Source organism: Leucobacter chromiiresistens (assembly GCF_001477055.1).
Classification (GTDB): domain Bacteria; phylum Actinomycetota; class Actinomycetes; order Actinomycetales; family Microbacteriaceae; genus Leucobacter; species Leucobacter chromiiresistens_A.
On the sequence record NZ_LDRK01000010.1, the window covers coordinates 1 to 26,311 of the forward strand.

The following is a 26,311-nucleotide window of genomic DNA, read 5'->3' on the forward strand; positions in this document are numbered from 1 at the left end:
CCGAGCGACGCGCGCAGCCCCGCGAGCGCCTCGACGAACCAGAGGTTCGAGAAGTCGTCGATCACGACGCCGACGCTGCGGGTGCGGGTTCCGGCGAGTCCGGCGGCGAGCCTGCTCGGGGTGTAGTCGAGGTCCGAGATCGCGGCGAGCACCGCCTCCCGCTTCTCGGCACTCACCTTCGGCGAGCCGCGCAGCACCAGCGACACGAGCGACTTCGAGACGCCGGCGCGCTCGGCCACGTCGTAGATGGTCGGTCGTCGCATCGCAGTCCTTTCACGGGGCCCGCTTCAGGTTACGGGAACGGCGCCCCGTTTCGCGCGAACGATTGACAGCCCCGCCGGCGGCGGCTAGCGTGACTCGCATTGGAGCGCTCCAACGCGCATCCTCATGCGAGATCCTCACCACGCACATTCGAAGGGAACCTCATGAACGCATCCATCGGCGTCGCCGTCATCGGCGCGGGCATGGCCGGCAAGGCCCACGCCGCCGCATACCGCGCGGCCTCCACCCTCTACGCGCCCGCGCTCCCCCCGATCCGGCTCGTCGCCATCGGCGACGTCTTCGAGCCGCTCGGATCGGAGACCGCGCAGCGATTCGGCTTCGAGCGCCACGTCGCAGACTGGCGGGACATCGCGGCAGCCGACGACATCGACGTCGTGAGCGTCGTGGTCGCCAACTCGCTGCACCGCGAGATCGTCGAGGGGCTCCTCGCGGCGGGCAAGCACGTGCTGTGCGAGAAGCCGCTCAGCGACACCCTCGAAAACGCGCGGTCCATGGCCGAAGCCGCGCGTCGCGCCGAAGCGTCCGGCACCATCGCGCGCATCGGCTTCAGCTACCTGCGCGCTCCGGGAATCGCCTTCATCCGGCAGCTCATCGACGACGGCCGGCTCGGCGAGGTGCTCCACTTCTCCGGACGCTACTGGACCGACTACGGCAGCCGCACCGACGCTCCCATCAGCTGGCGCTACCAGGGCCCGAACGGCTCCGGAGCACTCGGCGACGTCGGCAGCCACCTCGGCTACATCGCGGAGTTCCTCTGCGGCCCCGCCCGCGAGGTCTCGGGCGGGCGCTTCCACACGGCCATCACCGAACGCCCGAAGCCACTCGGGCAGGTCGTCGGCCACAGCCGCGGCGGCGCGACAGACGGGACCGCTCCCGTGACGAACGACGACTACGCCTCGTTCAACGCCGAATTCGCGCACTGCGTGGGCAGCATCGAGGTATCGCGCGTCGCCACCGGTCACCCGAACACGTGCACCGTCGAGGTCTTCGGATCGGGCGGAGCCGCGCGATGGTCGCAGACGAATCCCGCCCAGGTCGAGGTGATGCTGAACGACGAGCACGCCGACGTGGCGGGCTTCCGCACCGTCGCGCTCGGCCCCGCGCATCCCCACTACGCCGGAGGATGGGCGATGGACGCCCCGGGCGTGGGCATCGGGCAGAACGATCTCTTCGTGCACCAGGCGCGCGCCTTGCTCGAGGAGGTGGCGGGCCTCCCCGCCGCGCAGTCGCTGCCCCGATGCCGCACCTTCGACGACGGCGTGCACAGCATGGAGGTGCTCGCAGCCGTCGCCGAATCGGCGCGCGCCGGCGGTGCCGCGGTCGCGGTGGGCTGATCCGCCCCGCCCCGAGCCTCCCATCCGGACCCAAGAAACGAGCACCAGCATGAAACTCGGCGTCTACAACGCGATCCTCCACGACCGCAGCCTCCCCGAAGCGATCGCGGTCGTGCGCGACCTCGGCCTCGCCGGGATCGAGCTGAACTCGGGCGGCTTCCTCCCGGCGACGCACATTCCGACCCTCGACCAGATCATCGCCTCCGACGCGGCGCGCGACGACTTCCTCGGCGTCTTCGCGGGCACCGGCGTCTCGATCGCGGGGCTCAACTGCAACGGGAACCCGCTGCACCCCAACCCCGTGATCGGCGACGCGCACGCACGAGACGTGCGGCGGTCGATCCTGCTCGCCGAGCGGCTCGGGCAGGATCGGGTCGTCACGATGTCGGGCCTCCCCGGCGGCGAACCCGGGTCGACCGTCGTCAACTGGGTCGTCAACGCCTGGAACTCGGCCGCGCTCGACGTGCTCGACTACCAGTGGGATATCGCGACCGGATTCTGGCGCGAGATCGACCGCTTCGCGGCGGACCACGGGGTGGGCGTCGCCCTCGAACTGCACCCGCAGAACCTGGTCTTCAACTCGGCCGACGTGCACAAGCTCATCGAGCTCACGGGGGCCACGCACCTCGGCGTCGAACTCGACGCGTCGCACCTCTTCTGGCAGCAGATGGATCCGGTCTCCGTGGTGCGGCACCTCGGCGAGCTCGTCTTCCACGCCGCCGCGAAAGACGTGCGCGTGAACCCGGAGTGGGCGCGGCTCAACGGGGTGCTCGACAACTCGTTCCGCCGTCTGGCGCCCGACGAGCCCCGCACCAACCTCGGCGGAGACGAATGGGCCAACGCCTGGCCGGAGCACTCGGCCTGGGACTTCGTCGCACTCGGCCGCGGCCACGACACCGCGTTCTGGACGGAGTTCTTGCGCGCCCTCCACGAGGTAGACCCAGAAATGTGGGTGAACATCGAGCACGAGGACGTCTCGCTCGGCCGGCTCGAGGGCCTGCAGGTCGCGTCGGAGGTACTGCTCGAGGCGGACGCCGCGCTGCGAGCCGGCCTGTAGGTCGAGGGGCTGCCGCGGCGCGCGTGGCGCGCGGGCGCGGATCGCGTGGCGCGCGCCCCGTGATCCGCGAGAGCGCAGTTGACGTCGTCCGCACGAGCGGGCGCGACCGGAACTGCGCTCTCGCCGCGCGCCCATCACACCGCCGCGCGCCGCCCCTCGCGCCGCCGCGCGGGCCGCCCATCACACCGCCGTGCGCTCGCCCGTCAGCGCGCTCGCCCGCGCGGCGTCGAGCACCGCGACGGTGTGGAGCGCCTGCTCGAGGGTCACGTTCGGGGTCTCGCCCGCGGCGAGCGCGCGGTGCAGGTCGCGGTAGAACTCGGTGTAGTCGCCGCGCTGCGAGGGGACGCGGACCGCGCCGGCCCCGGTCGTCAGCACGCCCCACCGCTCCTCGGCCTCGAGGCCCCAGACGTCCGCGTCGGCGGAGGGGGTCAGCCCGGCGCGCAGCTGCTCGACCTGCACGTCGGACATGTGCGACTCGTAGTTGCCCTCGCGGCCGATGACGATCATGCGGCGGTCGTCGCGCCGCGCGCCCTTCGTCGACGACACCGCGCTGAAGACGCCGGATGCGTGGTGCAGCCCGAGGAAGAAGCCGACGTCGACGCGACGCTCCCCCGTGCCGATCCAGTCGAGATGGGCGTCGACGCGCTCCACGGGCCCGAAGAGCTGCGTGAGCTGGTCGACGACGTGCGCGCCGAGGTCGCGCAGCAGCCCCTCGTCGGGGCCCTGGTCGAGCACCGTCCGGTCGTCCTGCTCGAGGGCGAAGTCGGCCCGCCACACCGGTCCGAGCTCGCCCGATGCGAGCACCGCTTGCAGCGTGACGAGGTCGGTGTCCCAGCGTCGGTTGTGGAACACGGTGAGCGTGCGCTGCGCCGCGTGCGCCGCTGCGATCAGCTCGCGGGCGGTCTCGGCGTCGGGCGCGAACGGCTTGTCGGCGACCACGTGCACGCCGCGTTCGAGGGCGCGCAGCACGAGCTCGCGCCGGGTTGCGGGCGGCGTGGTGATGACGACGGCGTCGACGCCCGCGTCGATGAGCGCATCGAGCGATGCGAAAGCGGGCACGCCCGGCGCGGCTGCGGCGAGCGCGTCGCGCGTGGACTCGGATCGCGCGACCACGCCGACGAGCTCCCATTCGGCGGCGGCCTGCACGTAGGGCAGATGGAAGAGGCGTCCTCCGACGCCGAATCCGACGATTCCGATGCGCATGCGCGCTCCTTACCTGCTTCGCGGCACGTAGATCGCGCCGGTGGTCACTTCTTCTTCGAGGGCCTCGAGGGTGCGCCCGCGCGTCTCGGGCACACTCTTCCACACGAAGAGCAGCGCGAGCGCGCCCACGGCGGCGAAGACGAAGAATGTGTTCGAGATCCCGACCCCGTCGACGAGGGGAAGGAAGAACAGTGCGACGACGCCGTTCATGATCCAGAGGGCGAACACCGAGATGCCCATGCCGATGCCGCGCATGTGCAGGGGGAAGATCTCCGAGAGGTAGACCCAGACGGCGACGTTCAGGAAGGTCTGCATCGAGCCGACGAAGATGACGACCAGGGCGAGGATCACCCACGGCCGCACGGCGTTGCCCTCGGGGAGGGTGAGCGAGGCGGCGCCGATGAGCAGGTGGCTCACGGTCGTGAGCGTGAACCCGGTGATGAAGGTCTTGCGGCGGTCGAGGCGGTCCATCATCTGGAGGGCGATGATCGCGCCGATCACGGCGATCACGCCGGGCGCGACGTTCGCGATGAGGGCGGCGTTCTGGGAGAAGCCCGACTGCTCGAGCACCTGGCTGCCGAAGTACATGATCGAGTTGATGCCGGTGAGCTGCTGGGCGATGCCGAGCCCGACGCCGACGAGGATGATCTTGGTGAGGTTGCGGTTCGCGAAGATGGCGCGCCAGCCGATCTGCGATGCGCCGCGCTCCTCGTCGACGAGCGCGCGCAGCTCGCCGATCTCGGCGGCGGCGCGCACGGGGGTGCGCACGGTGGCGAGCACGCGCTCGGCACCGGCGTAGTCGCCGCGGCCCACGAGCCAGCGCGGCGATTCGGGCATGCGCAGCATCCCGAAGAAGAGGGCGATCGCGGGTACGGCGCAGACCGCGAACATCACGCGCCAGATCCCGTCGATGTGGCCCCACACGTTGCCGATGACGGCGTTGACGACGAAGGCGGCCAGCTGGCCGACGACGATCATGAGCTCGTTGCGGCCCGCGAGGGACCCGCGGATCTCGTACGGCGCGAGCTCTGCGAGGAAGACGGGGACGACGGTCGAGGCGCCGCCCACGGCGAGTCCGAGCAGCACGCGGCCGAGGATGAGCGTGCCGAATCCGAGCGGCGTGTGCGTGCCGGGGGTGTCGCCGCCGGGCGCGAAGACGACGAAGGCGGTGCCCGCGAAGAAGAGCACGGCGAGCAGGATGATGGTCCTCCGGCGGCCCCAGCCGTCGGAGAGGCGACCGCAGACCATCGCGCCGAGGGCGGCCGCGAAGACCAGCGAGCTGGTGAACCACCCTTCGAGGAAGGGGGTGAGGCCGAGCTCCTCCGACATGGGGCTGAGGGCGCCGTTGACCACTCCGGTGTCGTATCCGAAGAGCAGGCCGCCGAAGGTGGCGATGAGCGCCACGAGTCCGAGGCGGCGCCGATGCGGCCCGGTTCCGAGCGGGGGCAGCGATGTACGACTCTCGCCCGCGGTTCCGACTGACATTCTGTGACTCCTTCGTCGTGCACGCGACTCGCCGAGTAACGGTCGCTTCATCTGAGCCTAACAATGTCGTTACATTTGGACAAACTTTTTCCCGCGGTACAGTGGTCCGGTGATGTCCGCGCTGCCCGAGCTCGCCCCGTTCGCCTGGCCGCTGCTCGCGCTCGCCGCCTGCATCGTGGGGTTCTCGAAGACGGCGCTCCCCGGCGCCAACACGGTCGCGATCGCGATCTTCGCCGCCATCCTCCCGGCCAAGCAGTCGACCGGCGCGCTGCTCGTGCTGCTCATCGTGGGCGACGTCTTCGCCGTGTGGGCCTACCGCAGGCACACCAGCTGGCAGACCATTCTGCGCCTCGCCCCCGCCGTCGTCGCGGGCCTCGCGCTGGGCGCGGCCTTCCTCGCGTTCGCCAGCGACGGCTGGGTGCGCCGCGTGATCGGCGCGATCCTGCTGCTCGTCGTCGCCGTCACCGTCTGGCGCCGCTACTTCTCGCTCGGGGCGTCGGCGGGGTCCGGGGGGCGCACCGGCAGCATCGTCTACGGCTCGCTGTCGGGGTTCACCACGATGGTCGCGAACGCCGGCGGGCCCGTCATGTCGATGTACTTCCTCGCCGCGAAGTTCCCCGTGCAGGCGTTCCTCGGCACCGCGGCCTGGTTCTTCGCGCTCATCAACCTCGCGAAACTCCCGTTCTCGTTCGGGCTCGGCCTCATCGACGCCTCCAGCCTCGCGCTCGACCTGCTGCTCGTGCCGGGCGTCGTCGTCGGCGCGCTGATCGGGCGCTGGATCGCGGTGCGCATCTCGCAGCGCGTCTTCGAGAGCGCGGTGCTCGTCGTGACGATCCTCGCCGCGCTCTACCTCGTCGTCTTCTGAGCCGTCGTCTTCTGAGCCGTCGTCTTCTGAGCCGGGGAGCCCCGGGGCGCGCGGGCGGGGAGCGCGCAGCGGCGCGCAGCGCCGCGGAGCCCGCCCGCCCGCGCCACCCCCTCAGCTCAGGCCGGCCAGCTCCCGCAGTTTCGCGAGCTGGAAGCGCGACACCTCGTCGGCCCGCTCATCCTCGGCGAACACGTTCGACACGATGAGGGCGTCGTCGCGGTCGAGATACCCTGATGCACGCAGGGCGCCGAAGAGCTCCTGCCAGTCGACGTCGCCGTCGCCGATCGCGAGGTGCTGATGCACGCGCACCGCGTTGCCCGGCGGATTGGTGATGTAGCGCAGCGCGTGCGACCGGGTGTGGTCGAACGTGTCGGCGGCGTAGACAGCGCCGAGGCGATCCCCGAGCTCCGGGATCAGGCTCGCCGCCCGATCGCCGGAGTGGAAGGTGTGCGCCGCGACGTACACGTAGCCGACGCGGTCGGTGTTCAGCCCGCGGATGATGCGCCACGCCTCGAGCCCGTCCTCCACGAAGTCGTCGGGGTGGGGGTCGAAGTTGAGCGCGACGCCCTCCCGCTCGAGCACGGGGATGAGCTGCTCCATCGCGCGGTAGAAGGCGTACTCCGACTCCTCCTCGCGCTCGGGGCGGCCCGAGAACTCGGTGTTCACGATGGGCGCCTCGAGCTCCGCGGCGATCTCGATGTAGCGCGTCGTGTTGAAGACGGCCGCTTCGACCTGATGCGGTTCGGGCCCGCCGAAGCGCTGCACGGGCAGCACCGAGGTGATGGTCACTCCGGCGTCCTTCGCGCGCTTCTTCAGCTGCGCGATGAGCGCGCTGTCGACCTTCGGGTAGTGGAAGTGCCGCCCGAAGTCGGGGTTCGGCGTCAGCTGCAGGTACTCGTACCCGAGCCGCGCGACGAGGTCGGGGAAGTCGAGCAGGTGGACGGAATCGTTGTACGGCGTGGGGTCGAGTGCGATGCGCACGCGGGGGCCTCCTCAGAATTCGCGGTGCTGCTGGTCATGATGCTTGGGGCTTCGGTGAGCGATTCGGCGTCGGTGAGAGCCTTTCAGGAGATTTCGTCTCACCGACGCCGAATCGCTGACGCGCCCGGGCCCGGAGCGCCCGGGTCCGGATCCCCCGCGCCCCGAGCGCTCGGGGCTCAGGCGTAGAACGCGGGCCGCTCCGGGGCGTCGACGGGCACGACGCCGCCGTCGTGCATGGCCGCGACGCCCGCCTCGCAGGAGAGCGCGACGAGGTAGCCGTCCCAGGCGTTCGGCCCGTCGACGAGATCGCCGCGGCGCACCGCGTCGACCCAGCGCTGGATCTGCTCGTCGTAGGCCGCCGCGAAGCGGGTCGTGAACGACTCGTGCTCCTTCGTGCTGCAGCGGCCGGCGCTCCAGAGCTGCAGCCCCGCGGGCTGGCCGATGCGGGCGACGCCCTGCTCGAAGACCGCCTCGGTGGCGACCTGGTACCCGAACTGCACGCTGACACTCATCTCGACGTCGACGAGCACGCCGTTCTCGAGCTCCATGATGACGAGGATCGGCTCGTGCAGGCGCTCCGGAGCGAGCGAGTTGCGGCGGGGGTGCTTCACCTCGACGCTCACGACGCGCGATCCCGCGAGCCAGGGCACGACGTCGAACTCGTGCACCACGGAGTCGGTGATGAGCATGTCGTTGGTGTAGGTGTCGGGCACGGACGGGTTGCGGTGCACGCCGCGCACCATGAGCAGCTCGCCGCTCTCCCCCGACGCGACGAGGTCGCGCAGCGCCTGGTACTCGGCGTCGAATCTGCGCATGAATCCGACCTGGATGTGGGGCCGGTCGAGCTGCTGCTCGAGCTGCAGCACCTCCCATGAGCTCGCCGAGTCCTGGGTGAGCGGCTTCTCGCAGAGGATCGGCAGCCGCGCTGCGAGCGCGGGCGCGAGCACGGGCGCGTGGAATTGGCCGGGCACGGCGATGAGCACGGCGTCGAGCGCGTCGGCCGCGATGGCGTCTTCGAGGCGCGCGAACAGCTGCGACCCGGGTGCGTCCTGCGCGGCAGCGGCGGCGCGGCCGGCGTCGGGCTCGACGACGGCCGAGACCCGGGCGCCGCTGATGCGATCCGTGATGCGGGCGATGTGGTCGGCGCCCATCTTGCCGGCGCCGACGACGGCGACGCGGAGATCTTCGGTCATGGGGTGGGTTCCTTTCGATCCGGCTCCGAGGCCGAGGGGGTACGGGCGCGCTCGACGTGCCGGAGCGCGTGCGCGCTACGCACGCGCGCGGTGCGTGCAGGAGAAGATGTGCTCGCGGGTGCGGGTGGCGATGGGCAGCGGCCGGTCGACGTCGCAGCCGTACATGTCCTGCTCCACGATCGCGAAGATGTCGGGATCGATCTCGGCGACGGCCTCGATCACGGGTGCGAGGTCGGGGATGCCGTGCGGCGGTTCGATCATGATGCCCTGCGCCACCGCGTCGGCGAACGGGACGTCGTTCTTCAGCACGTCGAAGAGCAGCGAGGGGTCGACCTGCTTCAGGTGCAGATAGCCGATGCGCTCGGGGCGATCCGCGATGAGCTGCACGGTGTCGCCGCCGTAGTAGGCGAAGTGCCCGGTGTCGAGGCAGAGGTTCGTGTAGCGCTCGTCGGTCTCGTCGAGGAAGCGCAGCACCTCGCGGGTGGTGCCCACGTGGCTGTCGGCGTGCGAGTGGAACTGCTGCTTGACGCCGAACTCCTCGAGCAGCGCCTTGCCGAGTCGGTCGTGGCCGGCGCCGAGCTTCGCCCACTGCTCGTCGGTGAGGGTGCGCGATTCGAGCATCTGGCTCGTCGCGTCGCTGCGCCAGAGGTCGGGGATCACGACGAGGTGCTCCGCACCGAGCTGCGAGGCGAGGCCCGCGACCTGCAGCGCCTGGTCCCAGGCGCGCTGCCACTCGTCGTCGCCCTTGTGGAAGCCGGTGAACACCGTGCCCGCGGTGAGCTTGAGGCCGCGGGTGCCGAGCTCGTCCTCGAGCTGGTGCGGGTCGGTGGGCAGATACCCGTACGGGCCGAGCTCGATCCACTCGTAGCCGGCGGCGACGACCTCGTCGAGGAAGCGCTGCCAGGGCACCTGGCCGGGGTCGTCGGGAAACCAGACGCCCCAGGAGTCGGGTGCGGTGCCGATCCGGAGTCCGGATTCGTTCGCTGCAGTCATATCGTGTCCTTCGTGTTCGGCGGTGTTGTTCCGGAGGTCGCGCCGCTAGCCGAGCAGCGGCTTCTGCGCGGCGACCTGCTCCTCGTACTCGGCGCGGGCGCGCTGCGTCGACTCGAGCGTCGACACCTGCGGCACGGGCACGTCCCACCAGCCGGCCCCGCCGGGTGCGTAGATCAGCGGGTCGCTGTTGACGTGGATGAAGGTGGCGCGATCCGACGCCTTCGCCCGGGAGATCGCCGCCTCGAGATCCGAGATCGCGTCGGCGGTCGGTGCCACCTCGATCACGTCCATGCCGTAGCTGCGGGCGTTCATCGCGAGGTCGACGGGGAGCACGCGCGGGCCCTGGAAGTTCTTCGCGTCCTCGTCGTACGCGCGGTACCAGGTGCCGAAGCGCTCCGATCCGACCGTCTCCGAGAGGTGGCCGATCGAGGCGTAGCCGTGGTTCTGGATGAGGATCACGATGACCTTGATGCCCTCGGCCACGGCGGTCACGAGCTCGCTGTTCAGCATCAGGTACGAGCCGTCGCCCACCATGACGATCACGTCGCGGTCGTCGCCCGCGGCGACCAGCCCGCGCTTCGCGCCGATGCCGCCGGCGATCTCGTACCCCATGCACGAGTACGCGTACTCGACGTGGTAGCCGAGCGGGTCGCGCACGCGCCAGAGCTTGTGGAGGTCGCCGGGCAGCGATCCGGCCGCCTGCACGATCACATCCTCGGGCGCGCTCGCGCGCTGCACGGCGCCGATGATCTCGGGCTGGCCGGGCAGCTCGCGTCCCGACGCGGCGAAGGCCCCGTCGACGAGGCCGTCCCATTCCGCCTTCTCTGCGGCGATGCGCTCGGCGTAGGCGGCGGCGACGCCGAGGCCGCCGGCGGCCTGCGCGCGGTGCGCCTCGAGCAGCTCGATCAGCGTCTCGCGGGCGTCGGCGATCACCGCGATCTGGGTGCCGTGCTTGTACGCGTCGAACGCGGCGACGTTGATGTTGACGAAGCGCACGTCGGGGTTCTGGAAGGCGGTGCGCGACGACGTCGTGAAGTCGCTGTAGCGGGTGCCGATGCCGATGACGACGTCGGCCTCGGCGGCGAGCCGGTTGGCGGCGAGCGTGCCCGTCGCGCCCACCCCGCCGAGGTACTGCGGGTGGTCCCAGGCGAGCACTCCCCCGCCGGCCTGCGATGATCCGACGGGAATGCCGGTGGCCTCGACGAAGGCGCGCAGCTGCTGCTCCGCATCGGAGTACAGCACGCCCCCGCCCGCGACGATGAACGGGCGCTGCGCGCTGCGGATCGCATCGAGCGCCTGGGCGAGCGCATCGCGCTCGGGGCGCGGGCGGCGGATGCGCCACTCGCGCGGCTGCAGGAACTCCGCGGGCACGTCGAGGGCCTCTGCCTGCACGTCCTCGGGGAGCGCGATGGTGACGGCGCCGGTCTCGGCGGGATCGGTGAGCACGCGCATGGCGGCGAGCGCGATCGAGAACAGCTGCTCCGGGCGCTGCACGCGGTCGAAGAAGCGGGAGACCGGCCGGAACGCGTCGTTCACGGTGAGCCCGATGTCGTGCGGCTGCTCGAGCTGCTGCAGCACGGGGTCGGCGACGCGCGTCGCGAACGTGTCGCTCGGCAGCAGCAGCGCGGGGAGGCGGTTGGTCGTGGCGAGCGCGGCGCCCGTCAGCAGGTTCGTCGCGCCCGGCCCCACCGATGCGGCGGAGGCGTAGGTGCCGCGACGGCGGTGCATGCGGGCGTACCCGACCGACTGGTGCACCATCGCCTGCTCGTTGCGGGCCTGGTAGTACGGCATGAGGTCGGGCTGCTCGACGTTGACCTGCTTGAGCGCCTGGCCGATGCCGGCCACGTTGCCGTGGCCGAAGATGCCGAAGGTGCCCGGGATCGTGCGCTCGCGGAGCTCGGCGCCGTCGGCGGCGCGATCCACCGTCCACTGGTTCGCCAGGAACTCGATCAGCGCCTGGCTCACCGTCATGCGTCGCGTCGTCATCGTGCCTGCTCCGTCTCGGTCGTGGGGGCGCCGACCGCGGCGGCGCCGGTCTTGGGGGCGCCGGTCGTCGGCTTCGGGGTGAAGGGGAGCCGGGGGTCGAGCTGTTGATCCTCCCAGGTGTCGCGCACCCAGCCGTGCGCCGGGTCGTCGCTGATCAGCCAGGAGCGCTCGGGGTCGGGCCCCGCCATCACGTTGAGGTAGTACATGTCGTAGCCGGGGGCCGCGACCGCAGGGCCGTGGTACCCGTGAGGCACGAGCGCGATGTCGCCGGTGCGCACCTGCGCGTCGATCTCGATGGGCCCGGCGGGCGAGGAGTACGTGCTGAACATGCCGAACGCGCGCTCGGGGTCGACGCCGGCGGGCGCATCTCGCGTCGGCGCCACCTCGAAGTAGTAGATCTCCTCGAGCTGCGACTCGTGCCCGGGGATGTGCTCGTCGTGCTTGTGCGGGGGGTACGACGACCAGTTCTCGGCGGGGGTGATGACCTCCACGACGATGAACCGGGCGGCGTCGAGCGACTCCTTGCGGCCGAAGTTGTGCACCTGGCGGCTCGACGCGCCGGCACCGCGCAGTTCGACCGGCACGTCGTCGGCCGCCAGGTGGCGCGAGGGGCGCACGAGATCGGGGTCCCCCGCCGGCACCGGCGAGGTGGCGACGAGGAAGCGGGCCTCCCCGGCCGGCGCCGCGGTGGCGGTCACCTCGGCGGTGGCGATCGACGAGAGGTAGAGCACGTCGGTGGGGCCGTCGAAGACGGAGGCGCGACCCGCGAGGTCCACCGCGATGTCGGCGGCGTCCCCCTCCCGGTACGTCACCGCGAACGACCCGGAGAGGGGCACGATGAGGCGCTCGACGCCGGTGCCGTCGAGCGCGATCGCGTCGCCCTCGCCGAGCCGGGCGACGCGAGCACCGGTGTGCTCCCATCCCGGGATGCGCTCGTCGACGACGGACTCCCATCCGCCCTCGGCGAGTTCGCCCCGCCGGTGGAACCACCGGCCGGCCGGTGCCGTCTGCTGCGCGTCGTGCGTCATATCGCCCCTCCTCAGGTGCGTGCGATCAGTCGTTCTGCGGGAAGCCGAGGTTGATGCCGCCGTGGGTGGCGGGATCGAGCCAGCGGCTGGTGATGGCCTTCTCGCGGGTGAAGAACTCGAAGCCCTGCACGCCGTACGCCTTCGCGTCGCCGAAGAGCGACGCCTTCCAGCCGCCGAAGGAGTGGTAGGCGACGGGCACCGGGATGGGCACGTTGATGCCGATCATGCCGACCTGGATCTCGTGCTGGAAGCGGCGGGCGGCGCCGCCGTCGTTCGTGAAGATCGCGGTGCCGTTGCCGAAGGCGCCCGAGTTGATGAGTGCGACGCCCTCCTCGAACGTGTCGACGCGCACCACTTCGAGCACGGGCCCGAAGATCTCCTCGGTGTAGGCCCGCGACGTCGTGGGGATGCGGTCGATCAGCGTGGGGCCGACGAAGAAGCCGTGCTCGTGCCCCTCGACGGAGAAGTCTCGGCCGTCGACCACGATGGTCGCGCCGTCCTGCTCGGCGATGTCGATGTAGCCGGTGACCTTGTCGCGGTGCGCGTCGGTGATGAGCGGCCCCATGTCGGGCTCGGGCGCGGAGGCCCCGTTGCCCACGGTGAGCTTCGCGATGCGCTCCGTGATCTTCTCGATGAGCTCGTCGGCGACGGGTTCGACGGCGAGCACCACGGAGATCGCCATGCAGCGCTCCCCCGCGGCGCCGTAGCCGGCGTTGATCGCCTGGTCGGCGACGAGGTCGAGGTCGGCGTCGGGGAGCACGAGCATGTGGTTCTTCGCTCCGCCGAGGGCCTGCACGCGCTTGCCGTGCTTCGAGGCCGTCTCGTAGATGTACTGCGCGATCGGGGTCGAGCCGACGAACGAGATCGACTGCACGCCCGGGTCGGTGAGCAGGCCGTCCACGGCGAGCTTGTCGCCGTTCAGCACGGTGAATACGCCGTCGGGCAGGCCGGCCTCCTGCCACAGCTCGGCGAGCCAGAGCGCGGCGGAGGGATCCTTCTCCGAGGGCTTCACGATCACGGCGTTGCCGGCGGCGATCGCGACGGGGAAGAACCACATCGGCACCATCGCGGGGAAGTTGAAGGGCGCGATGATGCCGGCGACGCCGATCGGCTGCTTGATCGAGTAGACGTCGATGCCGGTGGAGGCGTTCTCGGAGAACGCGCCCTTGATGAGGTGCGGGAACCCGGTGGCGAGCTCCACGACCTCTTGGCCGCGCAGGATCTCGCCCATCGCATCGGAGACGACCTTGCCGTGCTCGCGCGTGATGATCTCGGCGAGTTCGCGCTTGCGGGCGTTCAGCAGCTCGCGGAAGGCGAAGATGACGGTCTGCCGCTTCGCGATGGAGAATGCGCTCCAGGCCTCGAACCCGCGGTTCGCCGAGGCGATCGCGGCGGCGATCTCGGCATCGTCGGCGAGGGCGACGCGGGCCTGCACCTCACCCGTGGCCGGGTTGTAGACGGGCGCGGTGCGTCCGCTCGCGGAGGCGGTGCGGGCGCCGTCGATCCAGTGCGGGATCACGGGGAGGGTGTCGGTGCTCATGGCGTGCGTCCTTCGTGTCGTTCGGGGCGTGCGTGTCGTTCGGGCGTGCGTGGGGTCGGGGCGTGCGTTCAGGAGACGGGCGCGGGTTCGGATCGGCGCGGATCGGAACCCGGATCGCGGGGAGTCTCGGCGAGGTCGCGGTGCACGAGCCGCGCGGCGGTGTCGACCGCGGCCGCCACGTCTCCGTCGTGCGGGTAGAGCAGCGTGCGGCCGACCGTGAGGCCGCGCACGCCGGGCAGGGCGAGGGCGCGCTCCCAGGAGGCGAACGTCTCGTCGGGGTCGCCGCCGTTGTCGCCGCCGAGCAGCAGCGTCGGCATGGTGGTCGCCTCCATGACGCGCTCCATCTCGGGCACCACGGGCAGCTTCATCCAGGTGTAGGCGCTCGAATTGCCGAGGCCCGATGCGATGGCGGTCGAGAGGATCACCGCGTCGGCGGAGAGGTCGTTCACGACCCTGCCGTCGACGCGGCGGCTCATGAACGGTTCGAGCATGATCGGGAGTCCGGCCGCCGCAGCGGCGTCGACGGCGCGCGCGGTCGCCTGGAGGGTCGCCGCCGTGCCCGCATCATCCAGGTCGACGCGGATGAGCGTCTTCGCGAAGTCGAGCCCCTGCCGCACCATGGCGTCGATGTCGTACGCCGTGTAGCGGTCGTCGAGCTCGAACGAGGCGCCGCGCAGCCCGCCGCGGTTCATCGAGCCGACGACGATCTTGTCGTCGAGCAGCCCGAGGGCGGCGAGGTCGTCGATGATGTCCGGAGTGCCGAGGACGCCGTCGACACCGGGGCGCGAGAGGGCGAGCGCCATGCGCTCGAGCAGGTCGTAGCGGTTCGCCATGGCGGTGGCATCACCGCCGACGGCGATGGCGCCCCGCGCCGGGTGATCCGCCGCCACGATGAAGAGTCTGCCGTCGCCGGCGACCACTTCGCGGCGGCGGCGCTCGGCGAGGGCTCGTGCGATTCCCGAGGGCGCTGCGGCGCGCAGGTGGCGGAGTCGGTCGAAGTCGAGTGCCATGATCAGGCCTCCTGCACGAGCAGGGCGTCGACCTCTGCGGCGTCGGGCATCGCGGTGGAGCACTCGCGGCGCGCGGCCACGATGGCGCCGGCGACGTTGGCGAAGCGGAAGATGCGCTCGAGGCCCCAGCCCTCGAGCAGGCCGTGGCAGAGCGCCCCGCCGAAGGCGTCTCCGGAGCCGAGGCCGTTCACCACGTCGACGAAGTGCGGGGGCACCTCGACGCGCTCCTCCCGCGTCTTCGCGAGCACGCCCTTGGGGCCCTGCTTCACGATCGCGAGCTGCAGGCCGCGTTCGAGCAGCGCGTCGGCTGCGCGGTCGGGTTCGGTCTCGCCCACGGCCACCTCGCACTCCTCCCGATTGCCGACCGCGATCGTCGCGTGCTCGATCGCCGCCGCGACCTGCTCCGTCGCCTCCGCCGGGGTGTCCCAGAACATCGGGCGGTAGTCGAGGTCGAAGATCGTGTGCTCGGCCCTCGCCCGGGCCTCGAGCGCGGCGAGGTGCGTCGCGCGGCTCGGCTCCTCGCTGAGCCCGGTGAGGGTGAACCACAGGATGCGGGCGTCGCGCACCGCGTCGAGGTCGAGATCGACTGTGGCGATCTGCAGGTCGGGCGCCTTCGGCTTGCGGTAGAAGTACAGCGGGAAGTCGTCGGGCGGGAAGATCTCGCAGAACGTGATCGGCGTGGGGTACTGCGGATCGACGCGGACCTCGCGGTTGTCGACGCCCAGGCGTTCGAGCTCGCGCAGCAGGTAGCGGCCGAAGGGGTCGTCTCCGACGCGCGACATCAGCGCGGTCGCCCGGCCGTACTTCGCCGCGGCGACGGCGACGTTCGCGGCGCTCCCTCCGAGGTACTTGCCGAAGCTCGTCACCTCTTCGAGGCCGACGCCGTCTTGCAACGGGTAGATGTCGACGCCGAGCCGACCCAGTGCCAGAACGTCATCTCGACGCCGCTGTTCCGACATTCGCTACTCGCCTTCTCGTGGTGGCGCAGGCGGGCCTCGTGCACCGCTGCATTTGTCCTAACAATAGCACGAACCCGGCGGCGGAGCACACGCGATAGGGCCCGGGGGGTAATGTTGTCATCACAAAGGGGTCGCCCGCGGCCCACCGCCTTCGACCCGCGTGCCACCCCAGCGCCGAGGAGCACCGCACATGAGTACTGAACCCGTCTGGCCGGGCGAGCTCTTCGCCGACCTCGACCGCAGCGGCCCCATCCCCCTCTACTTCCAGATCTCCAGCCGCCTCGAGCGCGCGATCCGCGACGGCATCATCCCCGCCGGGGCCCGCCTCGAGAACGAGATCGCCATCGGTCAGCACCTCGGCCTCTCCCGCCCCACCGTGCGTCGCGCCATCCAGGAGCTCGTCGACAAGGGGCTGCTGGTGCGCCGCCGCGGCATCGGCACCCAGGTCGTGCAGGCGCGCGTGAGCCGACCCGTCGAACTCACCAGCCTGCAGGAGGACCTCACGCGCGCCGGTCACCACCCCAGCACGCGCGTGCTCTCCCTCGACCGCATCCCCGCCGACGAGGAGGCGGCGCAGCGCCTGCGCGTCGCGGCGGGCACCGAGATCACCCGCATCCGCCGCCTGCGGAGCGCGGACGGCACGCCGATGGCGATCCTCGAGAACCTGCTGCCGCCCGAGTACGCCGACATCACCCGAGACGACCTCGAGACGCACGGCCTGTACGAGATGCTGCGCGCCCGCGGCATCTCCATCAAGATCGCGAACCAGACGATCGGCGCGCGGCGCACGCACAGCGACGAACACGAGCTGCTCGACCTGGCGAAGGGCAGCCCGGTGCTCACGATGGACCGCGTCGCCTTCGACCAGGGCGGCAGCGTCATCGAGGCCGGCCACCACTGCTACCGGCCCGACCTCTACTCGTTCGAGACCACGCTCGTCTCCCGCTGACGCTGCGCCCCGGCCGGGCGGGCGATGACCTCGCGATAGACCTCGACCAGCCGGTCCGCCGACGCCTGCCAGCTGCGCTCCACCGCGTGGGCGCGCGCCGCCTCTCCCATGCGCTTCAGCCCGGGCTCGTCCGAGAGCAGGTCCCGGATCGCCGCCGCCCACACCGCCGGCTCGTCGTCCGCCAGCAGCACGCCGGTCGTTCCCGCGACGACCGCCTCCCGCAGACCGCCCGCGTCGCGCGCGATCACGGGCACCCCCGACGCCGCCGCCTCGAGGGCGACCAGACCGAACGTCTCGGAGTGCGACGGCACGAGCATGAGACTCGCCGAGCGGATGCGCTCGGCGAGCTCACGCCGCCGCAGCGCGCCCTCGAACGCCGTCGTGCCGAGCATGCCGTGCGCGACGACCGCCTCGTGGAGCTCGCGGGCGTAGGCGTCACCGTCGGGCGGCGGCGCTCCCACGATGCGGAGCGTCGGGCGCTGCGCATGCGGCAGGCGCGCGATAGCCTCGATGGCGAGGTCGAAGCCCTTCAACGGATGCAGCCGGCCGACGAGGATCACCTCGGGTCGCCCGCCGCCGCGCAGCCAGTCGCGCTGCTCGTCGCACTCGGCCGTGTCGCACGGGTGGAACAGCGCGGTGTCGACGCCGAGGGGCACGACGCGCACGCGATCCGCGTCGCCCTGCAACCGCTCGAGCACCGTGGCGCGCTCGGCGTCGCTCACGGCGATGATGAGGTCCGTCTCGGCGGCGAGCCGCGCCTCGCCCGCGAGACGCCCGGGAGACTCGGGCCGCTCGCCCTCGCCGATGGGCGACTCGGGCGGCGCGGCGATCGAGTGGTAGCTCTGCACGAGCGGGATGCCGCGCTCCCGCGCGACGGGCAGCGCGGCGATGCCCGAGAACCAGTGCTCGGCGTGCAGCAGCTCCACCGTGTCGGCGGCGATCGCGTCGTGCAGCAGTCGGCTGAACTCGTCCATCACGTGCTCGTGCTCGCCCTTCGCCAGCAGACGGGGCGGGCCGGCGTCGAGCAGCACCACCGACAGGCCGGGCATCAGCTCGACGCGAGAAGGCGTCTCGGTGTCACTGCGCCGGGTGAAGATGCGCACGCGGTGCCCGGCGCGGGCCAGAGCCTCGGCCTGCGCGCGCACGACGACGTTCATCCCGCCCGCATCCTTCGTGCCCGGCACGTCGAGCGGGGAGGTGTGCAGCATCACGAAGCCGATCGAAAGTGCTTCGGTAGTCATACGTCGAGCGTAGCGGCACGGCCGGGGGCCGACGGCACATGTCCCATCGGCTTCGCGATCGCACTCGACGCCAGATACCCCAGGGAGGTATGGTGGGCGGAGACGAACCCGAACGGCATCCGAGGAGGCACCGTGAACGCGACGCACCGCGCCGACGACGCCTGCGAGCCCGAGTTCAGCGCCGGGCACCCCGATCGCCCCGCAGCAGTGGCCGACCCGCGCGGGTCGCACGGCCACGGCCACGGCCACGATCACGGGCTGCAGGGCGCGACCTCGGCCACCGCGAAGCACCGGCGCAGACTCGTGCTCGTGCTCGCGATCACGCTCACGGTCTTCGTGGTGCAGCTCGTCGGCGCGGTCGTCTCGAACTCGCTCTCCCTGCTCGCCGACGCCGGCCACATGCTCACCGACGCCACCGGCGTCGCGATCGCGCTCATCGCGAGCCTCATCGCCGGACTCGCCGCAACCTCGAAGCGCACCTTCGGGTACCTGCGCATCGAGGTCCTCGCCGCGCTCGTCAACGGCATCGTGCTGGGCGTCATCGCCATCGTCATCCTCGTCCAGGCGATCTCCCGCTTCGGCGCCGAGGTCGAGGTGCACTCCGGGCCGATGCTCGCCGCCGCGGCGATCGGCGCCGTCGCCAACCTGATCTCCCTGCTCATCCTGCGCTCCGGGCAGCGGGAGAGCCTCAACGTGCGCGGCGCCTACCTCGAAGTGCTCGGCGACCTGCTGGGGTCGGTCGCCGTCATCGCCGCCGCGGTCGTCATCCTGATCACCGGGTGGAACGCGGTCGACCAGATCGCGTCGATCCTCATCGCGCTCCTCATCTTCCCCCGCGCCATCAGCCTGCTCCGCGACGTCGTCGACGTGCTGCTCGAGGCCTCCCCCAAGCACGTCGACGTCGATGCGGCGCGCGCGCACATGGAGGCGGTGCCCGGCGTCGCAGAGGTGCACGACGTGCACGCCTGGACCATCACCTCGGGCGTGCCCGCCTTCTCGGCGCACGTCGCAGTGACCGACGCGGCCTGGAACGAGCGCGGGTACCACGCGATCCTCGACGAGGTGCGCGCCTGCCTGCACGAGCACTTCGACACCGATCACGTCACGCTGCAGCTGGAACCGCGCAGCCACCTCGCCGGGGGCGAGCGGGTGCACGCCTAGTCGGAGGGCGCACGCCGAGTCGGCGGGTGCGCCGCGGGGCTGCGGCTTCCGTCCCCGGCACCGGGGCGGCGGGGCGCCCCGTCGCCCGAGGCCGGGAGGCACACTCGGCGCCCGCCCCGGGCACCCCGGCTCAGTCGAGCAGCAGCGCGGGCTCCTCGAGCACCGACGCGACGTCGGCGACGAAGCGCGAGATCACGTCGCCGTCGACGATGCGATGGTCGAAGGATCCGCCGACCGTCGTCACCATGCGCGGCCGCACCTCGCCGTCGACGACCCACGGCTTCTGCCGGATCGTGCCCATCGCCATGATGCCGCACTCGCCCGGGTTCAGAATGGGCGTGCCGAAGTCCATGCCGAAGACGCCGATGTTGGTGATCGTGATGGTGCCGCGCGCCATGTCGCTCGGAGAGGTGCGCCCGTCTCGGGCCGTGATCGTCAGCTGCTCGATCGCGCGCGCGAGGTCGAGCAGGCTGAGATCCTGCGCATCCTTGATGTTCGGCACGACGAGCCCGCGCGGGGTGGCCGCGGCGATGCCGAGGTTGACGAAGTTGTGGCGGATGATCTCGGTGTCGGTGAACGTGGCGTTCACCTCGGGGCTGCGCCGCACGGCCCACAGCATCGCCTTCGCGAAGATGAGCAGCGGCGAGACCTTGACGCCGGCGAAGTCGGTCGAGCTCTTCAGCCGCTTCACGAACTCCATGGTGCGCGTTGCATCGACGTCGGTGAACACGCTGACGTGCGGCGCCTCGAAGGCGCTGGTCACCATCGCCTGCGCGGTCATCTTGCGGATGCCCTTGAGCGGGATGCGCTCCTCGCGCGCTTCCGCGACCTCGGGGGTCGAGAGGTTGCGGAAGACGCTGGCCTGCGAGGCCTCGCGCACGACGTCGTCGCGCAGCACCTCCCCGGCGATGCCGGTGCCGGTGACCTGCGTCAGGTCGACGCCCAGATCCTTCGCGAGCTTGCGGATCGGCGGCTTCGCGATCACGGGCGCAGACTCGGCGACCGGAATCACGGCGTGCGATCCGTGCTGCGCACCGACGCCGGCCGCCGAGGCGGGCGCACGCCCCGCGGCGGCGGCGCTCGTCTCGCGACGCAGCACGGGCTCGCCGCCGCGCCGACGGCGCGACTTCACGGCACCGCCGGTGCCGTAGCCGACGAGCACCGCTCCGCCCTCCCCGTTCTCGTGGGCGACGCTCGCGGCGGTGTCGGCGACGACGTCGCGGGTCTCGTCGGTGTCGAGGGGCGCGCTCGCCGCGTCGGCGCCGGAGTCGGTGTCGGCCGACGTCTGCCCGCCGCCGGGTGCGCTCTCGGCGTCCGCACCCTCCACACTGACCCGCAGGATCGGCTCGCCGACGGGCACCGTGACGCCGACCTCGACGAGCAGCTCGGAGACCACTCCCGTGAACGGCGACGGCAGCTCGACGAGCGACTTCGCCGTCTCGATCTCGCAGATCACCTGGTTCAGGGCGACGGCATCGCCCGGCGCGACGTGCCAGGCGACGATCTCGGCCTCGGTGAGCCCCTCGCCGACATCGGGGAGGGGGAACGTCATCTCGCTCATGGAAACTCCTGGAGTCGGGGTCAGTAGTGCATCGTGCGGTCGACGGCCTCGAGCACGCGGTCGGCGTCGGGGAGGAACATCGGTTCGATGGCGGCAGCGGGGAAGGGGACGTCGTAGCCCGAGACGCGCAGCACGGGCGCCTGCAGCGAGTAGAACGCGCGCTCGGCGACCGTCGCGGCGATCTCGCTGCCGACGCTGGCGTTGCCCGACGCCTCCTGCGCCACGACGAGGCGGCCGGTCTTGCGCACCGAGGCGAGCACGGGCTCGTAGTCGATGGGCGATACGGTGCGCAGGTCGATCACCTCGAGGCTCGTGCCCTCCGACTGCGCGATCTCGGCGGCCTGCAGCAGGGTCGTGACCATGGCGCCGAACCCGACGACGGTGCAGTCGGTTCCGGCGCGGGCGACCCGGCTCTCGTGCAGGGCGGCGGCGGGGGCGCTCGGGTCGACCGGCCCCTTCTGCCAGTACTTCGCCTTCGGCTCGAAGAAGAGCACCGGGTCGTCCGAGGCGATGGCCTGCTGGATCATCCAGTAGGCGTCGTTCGCGGTGGAGGGGGCGACGACGCGCAGCCCGGCGGTGTGCGCGAAGTACGCCTCGGGGCTCTCCTCGTGATGCTCGATCGAGTTGATGTGCCCGCCGTACGGCACGCGGATGACGACCGGCATCGATACGGCGCCGTCGTGACGCGCGCGGATCTTCGCGAGCTGCGTGGTGATCTGGTTGAAGGCGGGGAAGATGAATCCGTCGAACTGGATCTCGACCACGGGGCGGTAGCCGCGCAGCGCGAGGCCGATGGCGCTGCCGACGATGCCGGCCTCGGCCAGCGGGGTGTCGAGTACGCGGGCCGATCCGAAATCGGCCTGCAGTCGGTCGGTGACCCGGAACACGCCGCCGAGCGGCCCGATGTCCTCGCCCATCAGCAGCACGCGATCGTTCTCGACCATGGCGGTCCGCAGGCCCTCGTTGATCGCACGGGCGATGGGCAGTTCGGTGCGCTCGGCGAGCGTCTGGATCTCGGTCATGCGTCGCCCCCTTCGAACGAGGATTCGTACTCGGCGAACCAGGCGCGCTGCTCGTCGATGCGCGGGTGCGGGTCTGCGTAGACGTGCGCGAACATCGACTCGGGCTGCGGCTTCGGCAGGGTCAGAATCTGGTCGCGCACCGTCTTCGCCTTGCGGTCGGCCGTTTCGGCGACCTCGGCGAAGAACGCGTCGTCGACGCCGAGCTCGCGCAGGTGGGCTTCGAGCCGGGCGATGGGATCGCGCAGGCGCCACGTCTCGAGCTCGCCCTCGGGGCGGTAGCGGGTGGGGTCGTCGGCCGTGGTGTGCGCGCCGATGCGGTACGTGAGGGCCTCGATGTACCCCGGCCCGTGGCCCTCGCGGGCGAGGCGCAGGAAGCGGCGGCCCACGGCGAACGCGGCCAGCGGATCGTTGCCGTCGATCTGCACGGCGCGCAGGCCGAATCCGAGTGCACGGCGGTACAGGGGGGTGCGCGACTGCCGTGCGACCGGCACGGAGATGGCCCAGCCGTTGTTCTGCACGACGAACACCTCGGGCGTCCGGTAGCTCGCCGCGAAGATCATCGCCTCGTTCGGGTCGCCCTGACTGGTGGTGCCGTCGCCGTAGAAGACCATGGTGGCCTCTCCGGTCGGCGTGCCCGGCTCGCCGGCGTCGAGCGCGGTGCTGCCGGCGCGCCGCTTCGCGTCGAGCACCTGGCCGAGGGCGTGTCCGGTGGCGTGCTGCGTCTGCGAGCCGAGCACCAGGGTGTAGAGGTGCACGTTGCCGTTGGCGGGGTCGGTGATGTCCCAGCCGCCGTGCGTCACGCCGCGGAACTGCGCCGCGATGTCGAGCAGGTCGACGCCGCGCACGTGGGCGACGAGGTGCTCGCGGTACGCCGGGAAGATGTGGTCCTGCGGCTCCGAGGCGCGCACCAGGCCGACCTGGCATCCCTCCTGCCCGACGCTCGGCACCCAGAGGGCGAGCTGGCCCTGGCGCTGCAGATGCGTGCACTCGGTGTCGAAGGCGCGCGTCGTGACCATGTCGCGATACCACTGGGAGAAGTCGTCGACGCCGACGCCCTCGAGCTCGGCCGCGTACTCGGCAGCGGTCGCCGACGGCGCGTACCCGCCCTCCGCGTTCAGGAAGCGGATCGGCTCGGGATCGTCGCTGCGCAGCAGGCGCTCGGTGCTCTCTTCGCTCATCTCGATTCAGTGTAATGAGTGGTGCTGCGCCCGGCGGGATATGCGGATGTCTCGAGGTGCCGTCGCACGATGTCGATGACGACCGGCACGCTCTCGGGCTCCCCGACCGAGATGCGCACGCCGACACCGCCGAACGGGCGCACGAGCGTCCCGGCCTCCGAGAAGTCGGCGGCGAGCGCGAGCGCGTCGGGCACTCCCCCGGCCGTCTCGCCGGTCTCGGGGATCCACACGAAGTTGCCCTGCGCCTGCGGAATCGCGAGGCCCAGGTCGCGGAGGGCCGCGGCGAGCGCGTCGCGGCGCTCGGTCAGCTCGGCGACGCGCTCGGCGTGCACGGCGCGGGCCTCGGGGGTGAGCGACGCGCGGGCGGCGCTCTCCGCGATCCCGGTCACCGACAGGGGGATCGCGACGCTGGCCGCAGCCGCGAAGATGGCCGGATCGCCGACGCCGTATCCGATGCGCAGCCCCGCCAGCCCGTACGCCTTCGAGAAGGTGCGCAGCACGACGAGGTTCGGGTGCTGCCGCAGCACGTCCTCGCCGCGCACGGCTTCAGGGTCGGTGACGAACTCGCGGTAGGCCTCGTCGAGCACGACCAGCGTGCGCGCGGGGACGCGCGCCATGAACCGGTCGAAGTCGGCGCGGCGGATCGTCGGGCCCGTCGGATTGTTGGGCGAGCACAGCAGCACGACGCGGGTGCCCTCGGTGATGGCGTCGGCCATCGCGTCGAGGTCGTGCTCGGCGTTCGGGGTGAGCGGCACGCGGCGGGCCGCGGCCCCCGAGGCGAGGCCGAGCGACGGGTACGCCTCGAAGCTCGGCCAGGCGTGCAGGTACTCGTCGCCCGCGCCGGCGGCGGCGTGCACGAGCTGGAAGAGGATCGCGACGGAGCCTGCTGCGAGGTGCACGTGCGATCCGTCGACGCCGAACTCCGCGCCGATGGTCTCGCGCAGCTCGGGCATCGCGACCGCCGCGTAGCGGTTCACGTCGGCGCGCTGGGCGATCGCGTCGAGCACCCCGGGCAGGGGCGGGAACGGGTTCTCGTTGCTCGAGAGCTTGTAGCCCGGCTTCGTCGGCGTTGCGCCCTGGCGGTATGCGGGAACGGCGAGCACGTCTGCGCGGAGGCTGACGGGGGGCATGGCCTGGTCACTCATGGGCTTCAGTGTAGTGAGGGGCCGCGTGCGAGCGGCAGGGCCCGCGTGCGCGAACTGCTCCGGTTCGCGCGAATCGCTCGTGCTCGCGGGGAACCGTCCCCTTCGCGCGAACCGTACCCGTTCGCGGCCTCTGCCGCGCCCGCCGCGCAGGTGAGACAATGAGGCATGCGCACGCTCATCCGGATCCTCGTGAACGCCTTCGCACTGTGGCTCACCACGCTCATCGTGGGCGGCAGCGGCGAGCACGGCGTGTGGGTCGAGCCGATCACCGACGACGGGTCGGGGAAGGTGCTGACGCTCGTGCTCGTCGCGCTGGTGTTCGGTCTCGTGAACGGCACGCTCGGCAAGGTCGTGCGCTTCGTCTCCATCCCGCTGTACATCGTGACGCTGGGGCTGTTCGGGCTCATCGTGAACGGCCTCCTGCTCGCAGTCGTCGCCTGGCTCTCCGACCTCGCGGGGTTCGGTCTGCGCCTCGACGGGTTCTGGTGGGGCGTGCTCGCGGCACTGGTGCTGTCGATCCTGTCCGGGATCCTGAACGGCCTGCTCGGCACCTCGCGCAAGCGGGCCGACTGAGCCGCGCCCCGGCGTCGGCACCCCCGGCGGGCGGCGTGGGAGAATGGTCGACGGACCGCGATCCCGACCCCGAGAGGCTCACATGACCCCGCTCCCCACGCAGCCCATCAGCCCCCTCGACGGACGCTACCGCGCTGCGGTCGCCGAACTCGGCGAGACACTCTCCGAGGCGGGCCTCAACAAGGCGCGCGTGCACGTCGAGGTCGAGTGGCTCGTGCACCTCACCGAGCACTCGCTGCTCGGCGGCTCCCCCATCGACGCCGATCAGGTCGCCGCGCTGCGGGCCTGGGCGTCCGACTTCGGCCAGGCCGAGATCGACGAGCTGGCTGAGACGGAGCGCACCACCCAGCACGACGTGAAGGCGGTCGAGTATCTGGTGCGCGCACGCCTCGAGAAGCAGGGCCTCGGGCACCTCGCCGAGCTCACCCACGTCTGCTGCACGAGCGAGGACATCAACAACCTCTCGTACGCACTGACCGTCAAGCAGGCGATCGCCGACGTGTGGCGCCCGCGCTTCGAGCGCGTCATCGCCGAGCTCGCCCGTCAGGCCGAGCAGTACCGCGAGCTCCCCATGATGAGCCGCACGCACGGCCAGCCGGCGACGCCCACGACGCTCGGCAAGGAGCTCGCGGTGTTTGTGCACCGGCTCGAGCGGCAGCTCAATCAGATCGACGACATCGAGTACCTCGGCAAGTTCTCGGGGGCCACCGGCACGTTCGCCGCACACCTCGCAGCGGACCCCGATACCGACTGGGCGCAGGTGTCGCAGGAGTTCGTGGAGGGCCTCGGTCTCGACTGGAACCCGCTCACCACGCAGATCGAGTCGCACGACTGGCAGGCCGAGCTGTACACGCGCATCGCGCACGCGAACCGCATTCTGCACAACCTCGCGACCGACGTGTGGAGCTACATCTCGATCGGCTACTTCCGTCAGATTCCCGTGGCGGGGGCCACCGGTTCGTCGACGATGCCGCACAAGGTCAACCCGATCCGCTTCGAGAACGCCGAGGCCAACCTCGAGCTCTCGAACGCCATCCTCGACTCGCTCGCGGCGACGCTCGTCACGAGCCGCTGGCAGCGCGACCTCACCGACTCATCCGCGCAGCGCAACATCGGAGTGGGGCTCGGGCACTCGGTGCTCGCGCTCGACAACATTCTGAAGGGGCTCGGGCAGATCGATGCGGCTCCCGAGGTGCTCGCCGCCGATCTCGACGCGAACTGGGAGGTGCTCGGCGAGGCCATCCAGACCGTGATCCGCGCCGAGGTGACCGCGGGCCGCTCGTCGATCAGCGACCCCTACGCGGCGCTCAAGGAGCTCACGCGCGGACGACGCATCGGTCAAGCCGATCTCGTCGAGTTCGTCGAGGGCCTCGAGATCGGCGACGCGGCGAAGCAGCGGCTGCTCGCCCTCACTCCGGCGACGTACATCGGCGACGCGGTGCGGCTCGTCGACTACCTGCAGCGGTAGGGGCGGGATCGCGGCGGCGGCCCCGGGGGCTCTCCCCCCGGCCGCCGCTCCGGCCTGGTCGTGCGCCGCCGATCCGGCCGCGCCGCGCGCTGTCGCG

Annotated in this window: 23 protein-coding genes; 7 read left to right on the plus strand and 16 right to left on the minus strand. The window is 71.4% G+C overall.

Features of this window, described 5'->3' with window-relative positions:
- The coding region (locus tag NS354_RS01560) for a LacI family DNA-binding transcriptional regulator (RefSeq protein ID WP_153002069.1) at positions 1-263 on the minus strand (263 nt) is incomplete at its 3' end.
- 162 nt (positions 264-425) lie between these two features.
- Here NS354_RS01560 and NS354_RS01565 point away from each other — a divergent pair.
- Together NS354_RS01565 and NS354_RS01570 are read left to right on the plus strand one after the other, a co-directional pair.
- Positions 426-1,616 carry a Gfo/Idh/MocA family protein gene (locus tag NS354_RS01565; RefSeq protein ID WP_058592869.1) on the plus strand — a complete coding sequence of 397 codons (1,191 nt, stop codon included), beginning with the start codon at positions 426-428 and terminating at the stop codon, positions 1,614-1,616.
- A gap of 49 nt (positions 1,617-1,665) precedes the next feature.
- Complete coding sequence (locus NS354_RS01570) at positions 1,666-2,673, plus strand: sugar phosphate isomerase/epimerase family protein (protein ID WP_058592870.1); 1,008 nt, start codon at positions 1,666-1,668, stop codon at positions 2,671-2,673.
- Positions 2,674-2,853: 180 nt separating this feature from the next.
- On the opposite strand, the gene NS354_RS01575 is transcribed toward NS354_RS01570, so the two are convergent.
- Both NS354_RS01575 and NS354_RS01580 read right to left on the minus strand, forming a co-directional pair.
- Positions 2,854-3,876 (minus strand): Gfo/Idh/MocA family protein, encoded by a 1,023-nt coding sequence (locus NS354_RS01575; protein ID WP_058592871.1) that lies wholly within the window; start codon positions 3,874-3,876, stop codon positions 2,854-2,856.
- A gap of 9 nt (positions 3,877-3,885) precedes the next feature.
- Positions 3,886-5,361: a sugar porter family MFS transporter gene (locus NS354_RS01580; RefSeq protein WP_058592872.1), complete on the minus strand. Its 1,476-nt coding sequence runs from the start codon at positions 5,359-5,361 to the stop codon at positions 3,886-3,888.
- A gap of 112 nt (positions 5,362-5,473) precedes the next feature.
- On the opposite strand from NS354_RS01580, the gene NS354_RS01585 reads away from it, so the two are divergent.
- On the plus strand, positions 5,474-6,226 hold the full coding sequence (locus NS354_RS01585) for a sulfite exporter TauE/SafE family protein (RefSeq protein WP_058592873.1): 753 nt from the start codon (positions 5,474-5,476) through the stop codon (positions 6,224-6,226).
- 111 nt (positions 6,227-6,337) lie between these two features.
- On the opposite strand, the gene NS354_RS01590 is transcribed toward NS354_RS01585, so the two are convergent.
- The 8 genes from NS354_RS01590 to iolC form a co-directional block, all read right to left on the minus strand.
- A complete protein-coding gene (locus NS354_RS01590; RefSeq protein ID WP_058592874.1) occupies positions 6,338-7,207 on the minus strand; it encodes a sugar phosphate isomerase/epimerase family protein in 870 nt (289 codons plus the stop codon).
- Between the two features lie 176 nt (positions 7,208-7,383).
- Positions 7,384-8,400 (minus strand): Gfo/Idh/MocA family protein, encoded by a 1,017-nt coding sequence (locus tag NS354_RS01595; protein WP_058592875.1) that lies wholly within the window; start codon positions 8,398-8,400, stop codon positions 7,384-7,386.
- 75 nt (positions 8,401-8,475) lie between these two features.
- Entirely contained in the window at positions 8,476-9,393 is a 918-nt protein-coding gene (locus NS354_RS01600) for a sugar phosphate isomerase/epimerase family protein (RefSeq protein WP_058592876.1), read from the minus strand.
- Positions 9,394-9,438: 45 nt separating this feature from the next.
- Complete coding sequence (gene iolD, locus NS354_RS01605) at positions 9,439-11,379, minus strand: 3D-(3,5/4)-trihydroxycyclohexane-1,2-dione acylhydrolase (decyclizing) (protein ID WP_058592877.1); 1,941 nt, start codon at positions 11,377-11,379, stop codon at positions 9,439-9,441.
- Positions 11,376-12,407, minus strand: coding sequence for a 5-deoxy-glucuronate isomerase (gene iolB / locus NS354_RS01610; RefSeq protein ID WP_058592878.1), 1,032 nt, complete (start codon positions 12,405-12,407; stop codon positions 11,376-11,378). The genes iolD and iolB overlap by 4 nt, the downstream gene beginning before the upstream one ends.
- 25 nt (positions 12,408-12,432) lie before the next feature.
- Entirely contained in the window at positions 12,433-13,947 is a 1,515-nt protein-coding gene (locus NS354_RS01615; protein ID WP_058592879.1) for a CoA-acylating methylmalonate-semialdehyde dehydrogenase, read from the minus strand.
- Between the two features lie 68 nt (positions 13,948-14,015).
- Positions 14,016-14,957 carry a class I fructose-bisphosphate aldolase gene (locus NS354_RS01620; RefSeq protein ID WP_058592880.1) on the minus strand — a complete coding sequence of 314 codons (942 nt, stop codon included), beginning with the start codon at positions 14,955-14,957 and terminating at the stop codon, positions 14,016-14,018.
- Positions 14,958-14,959: 2 nt separating this feature from the next.
- Positions 14,960-15,916 (minus strand): 5-dehydro-2-deoxygluconokinase, encoded by a 957-nt coding sequence (gene iolC / locus NS354_RS01625; RefSeq protein ID WP_058592881.1) that lies wholly within the window; start codon positions 15,914-15,916, stop codon positions 14,960-14,962.
- 190 nt (positions 15,917-16,106) lie between these two features.
- Here iolC and NS354_RS01630 point away from each other — a divergent pair, with 190 nt between their 5' ends.
- Complete coding sequence (locus tag NS354_RS01630) at positions 16,107-16,865, plus strand: GntR family transcriptional regulator (protein WP_058592882.1); 759 nt, start codon at positions 16,107-16,109, stop codon at positions 16,863-16,865.
- Here NS354_RS01630 and NS354_RS01635 read toward each other — a convergent pair.
- Positions 16,832-18,106: a glycosyltransferase gene (locus NS354_RS01635; RefSeq protein ID WP_058592883.1), complete on the minus strand. Its 1,275-nt coding sequence runs from the start codon at positions 18,104-18,106 to the stop codon at positions 16,832-16,834. The genes NS354_RS01630 and NS354_RS01635 overlap by 34 nt on opposite strands.
- Before the next feature lie 132 nt (positions 18,107-18,238).
- On the opposite strand from NS354_RS01635, the gene NS354_RS01640 reads away from it, so the two are divergent.
- Positions 18,239-19,267 (plus strand): cation diffusion facilitator family transporter, encoded by a 1,029-nt coding sequence (locus NS354_RS01640; protein ID WP_241490295.1) that lies wholly within the window; start codon positions 18,239-18,241, stop codon positions 19,265-19,267.
- Positions 19,268-19,397: 130 nt separating this feature from the next.
- On the opposite strand, the gene NS354_RS01645 is transcribed toward NS354_RS01640, so the two are convergent.
- The 4 genes from NS354_RS01645 to NS354_RS01660 are packed head-to-tail and all read right to left on the minus strand — an operon-like array spanning position 19,398 to position 24,173.
- Entirely contained in the window at positions 19,398-20,828 is a 1,431-nt protein-coding gene (locus NS354_RS01645) for a dihydrolipoamide acetyltransferase family protein (RefSeq protein WP_058592884.1), read from the minus strand.
- 20 nt (positions 20,829-20,848) lie between these two features.
- On the minus strand, positions 20,849-21,850 hold the full coding sequence (locus NS354_RS01650) for an alpha-ketoacid dehydrogenase subunit beta (RefSeq protein WP_058592885.1): 1,002 nt from the start codon (positions 21,848-21,850) through the stop codon (positions 20,849-20,851).
- Entirely contained in the window at positions 21,847-23,028 is a 1,182-nt protein-coding gene (locus NS354_RS01655) for a thiamine pyrophosphate-dependent enzyme (protein ID WP_058592886.1), read from the minus strand. Before NS354_RS01655 ends, NS354_RS01650 begins: the two co-directional genes overlap by 4 nt.
- On the minus strand, positions 23,025-24,173 hold the full coding sequence (locus tag NS354_RS01660) for a histidinol-phosphate transaminase (protein WP_058592887.1): 1,149 nt from the start codon (positions 24,171-24,173) through the stop codon (positions 23,025-23,027). The genes NS354_RS01655 and NS354_RS01660 overlap by 4 nt, the downstream gene beginning before the upstream one ends.
- A gap of 165 nt (positions 24,174-24,338) precedes the next feature.
- On the opposite strand from NS354_RS01660, the gene NS354_RS01665 reads away from it, so the two are divergent.
- Both NS354_RS01665 and purB read left to right on the plus strand, forming a co-directional pair.
- Positions 24,339-24,746: a phage holin family protein gene (locus NS354_RS01665; protein WP_058592888.1), complete on the plus strand. Its 408-nt coding sequence runs from the start codon at positions 24,339-24,341 to the stop codon at positions 24,744-24,746.
- A gap of 82 nt (positions 24,747-24,828) precedes the next feature.
- Complete coding sequence (gene purB, locus NS354_RS01670) at positions 24,829-26,214, plus strand: adenylosuccinate lyase (protein WP_058592889.1); 1,386 nt, start codon at positions 24,829-24,831, stop codon at positions 26,212-26,214.
- Positions 26,215-26,311 lie beyond the last annotated feature (97 nt).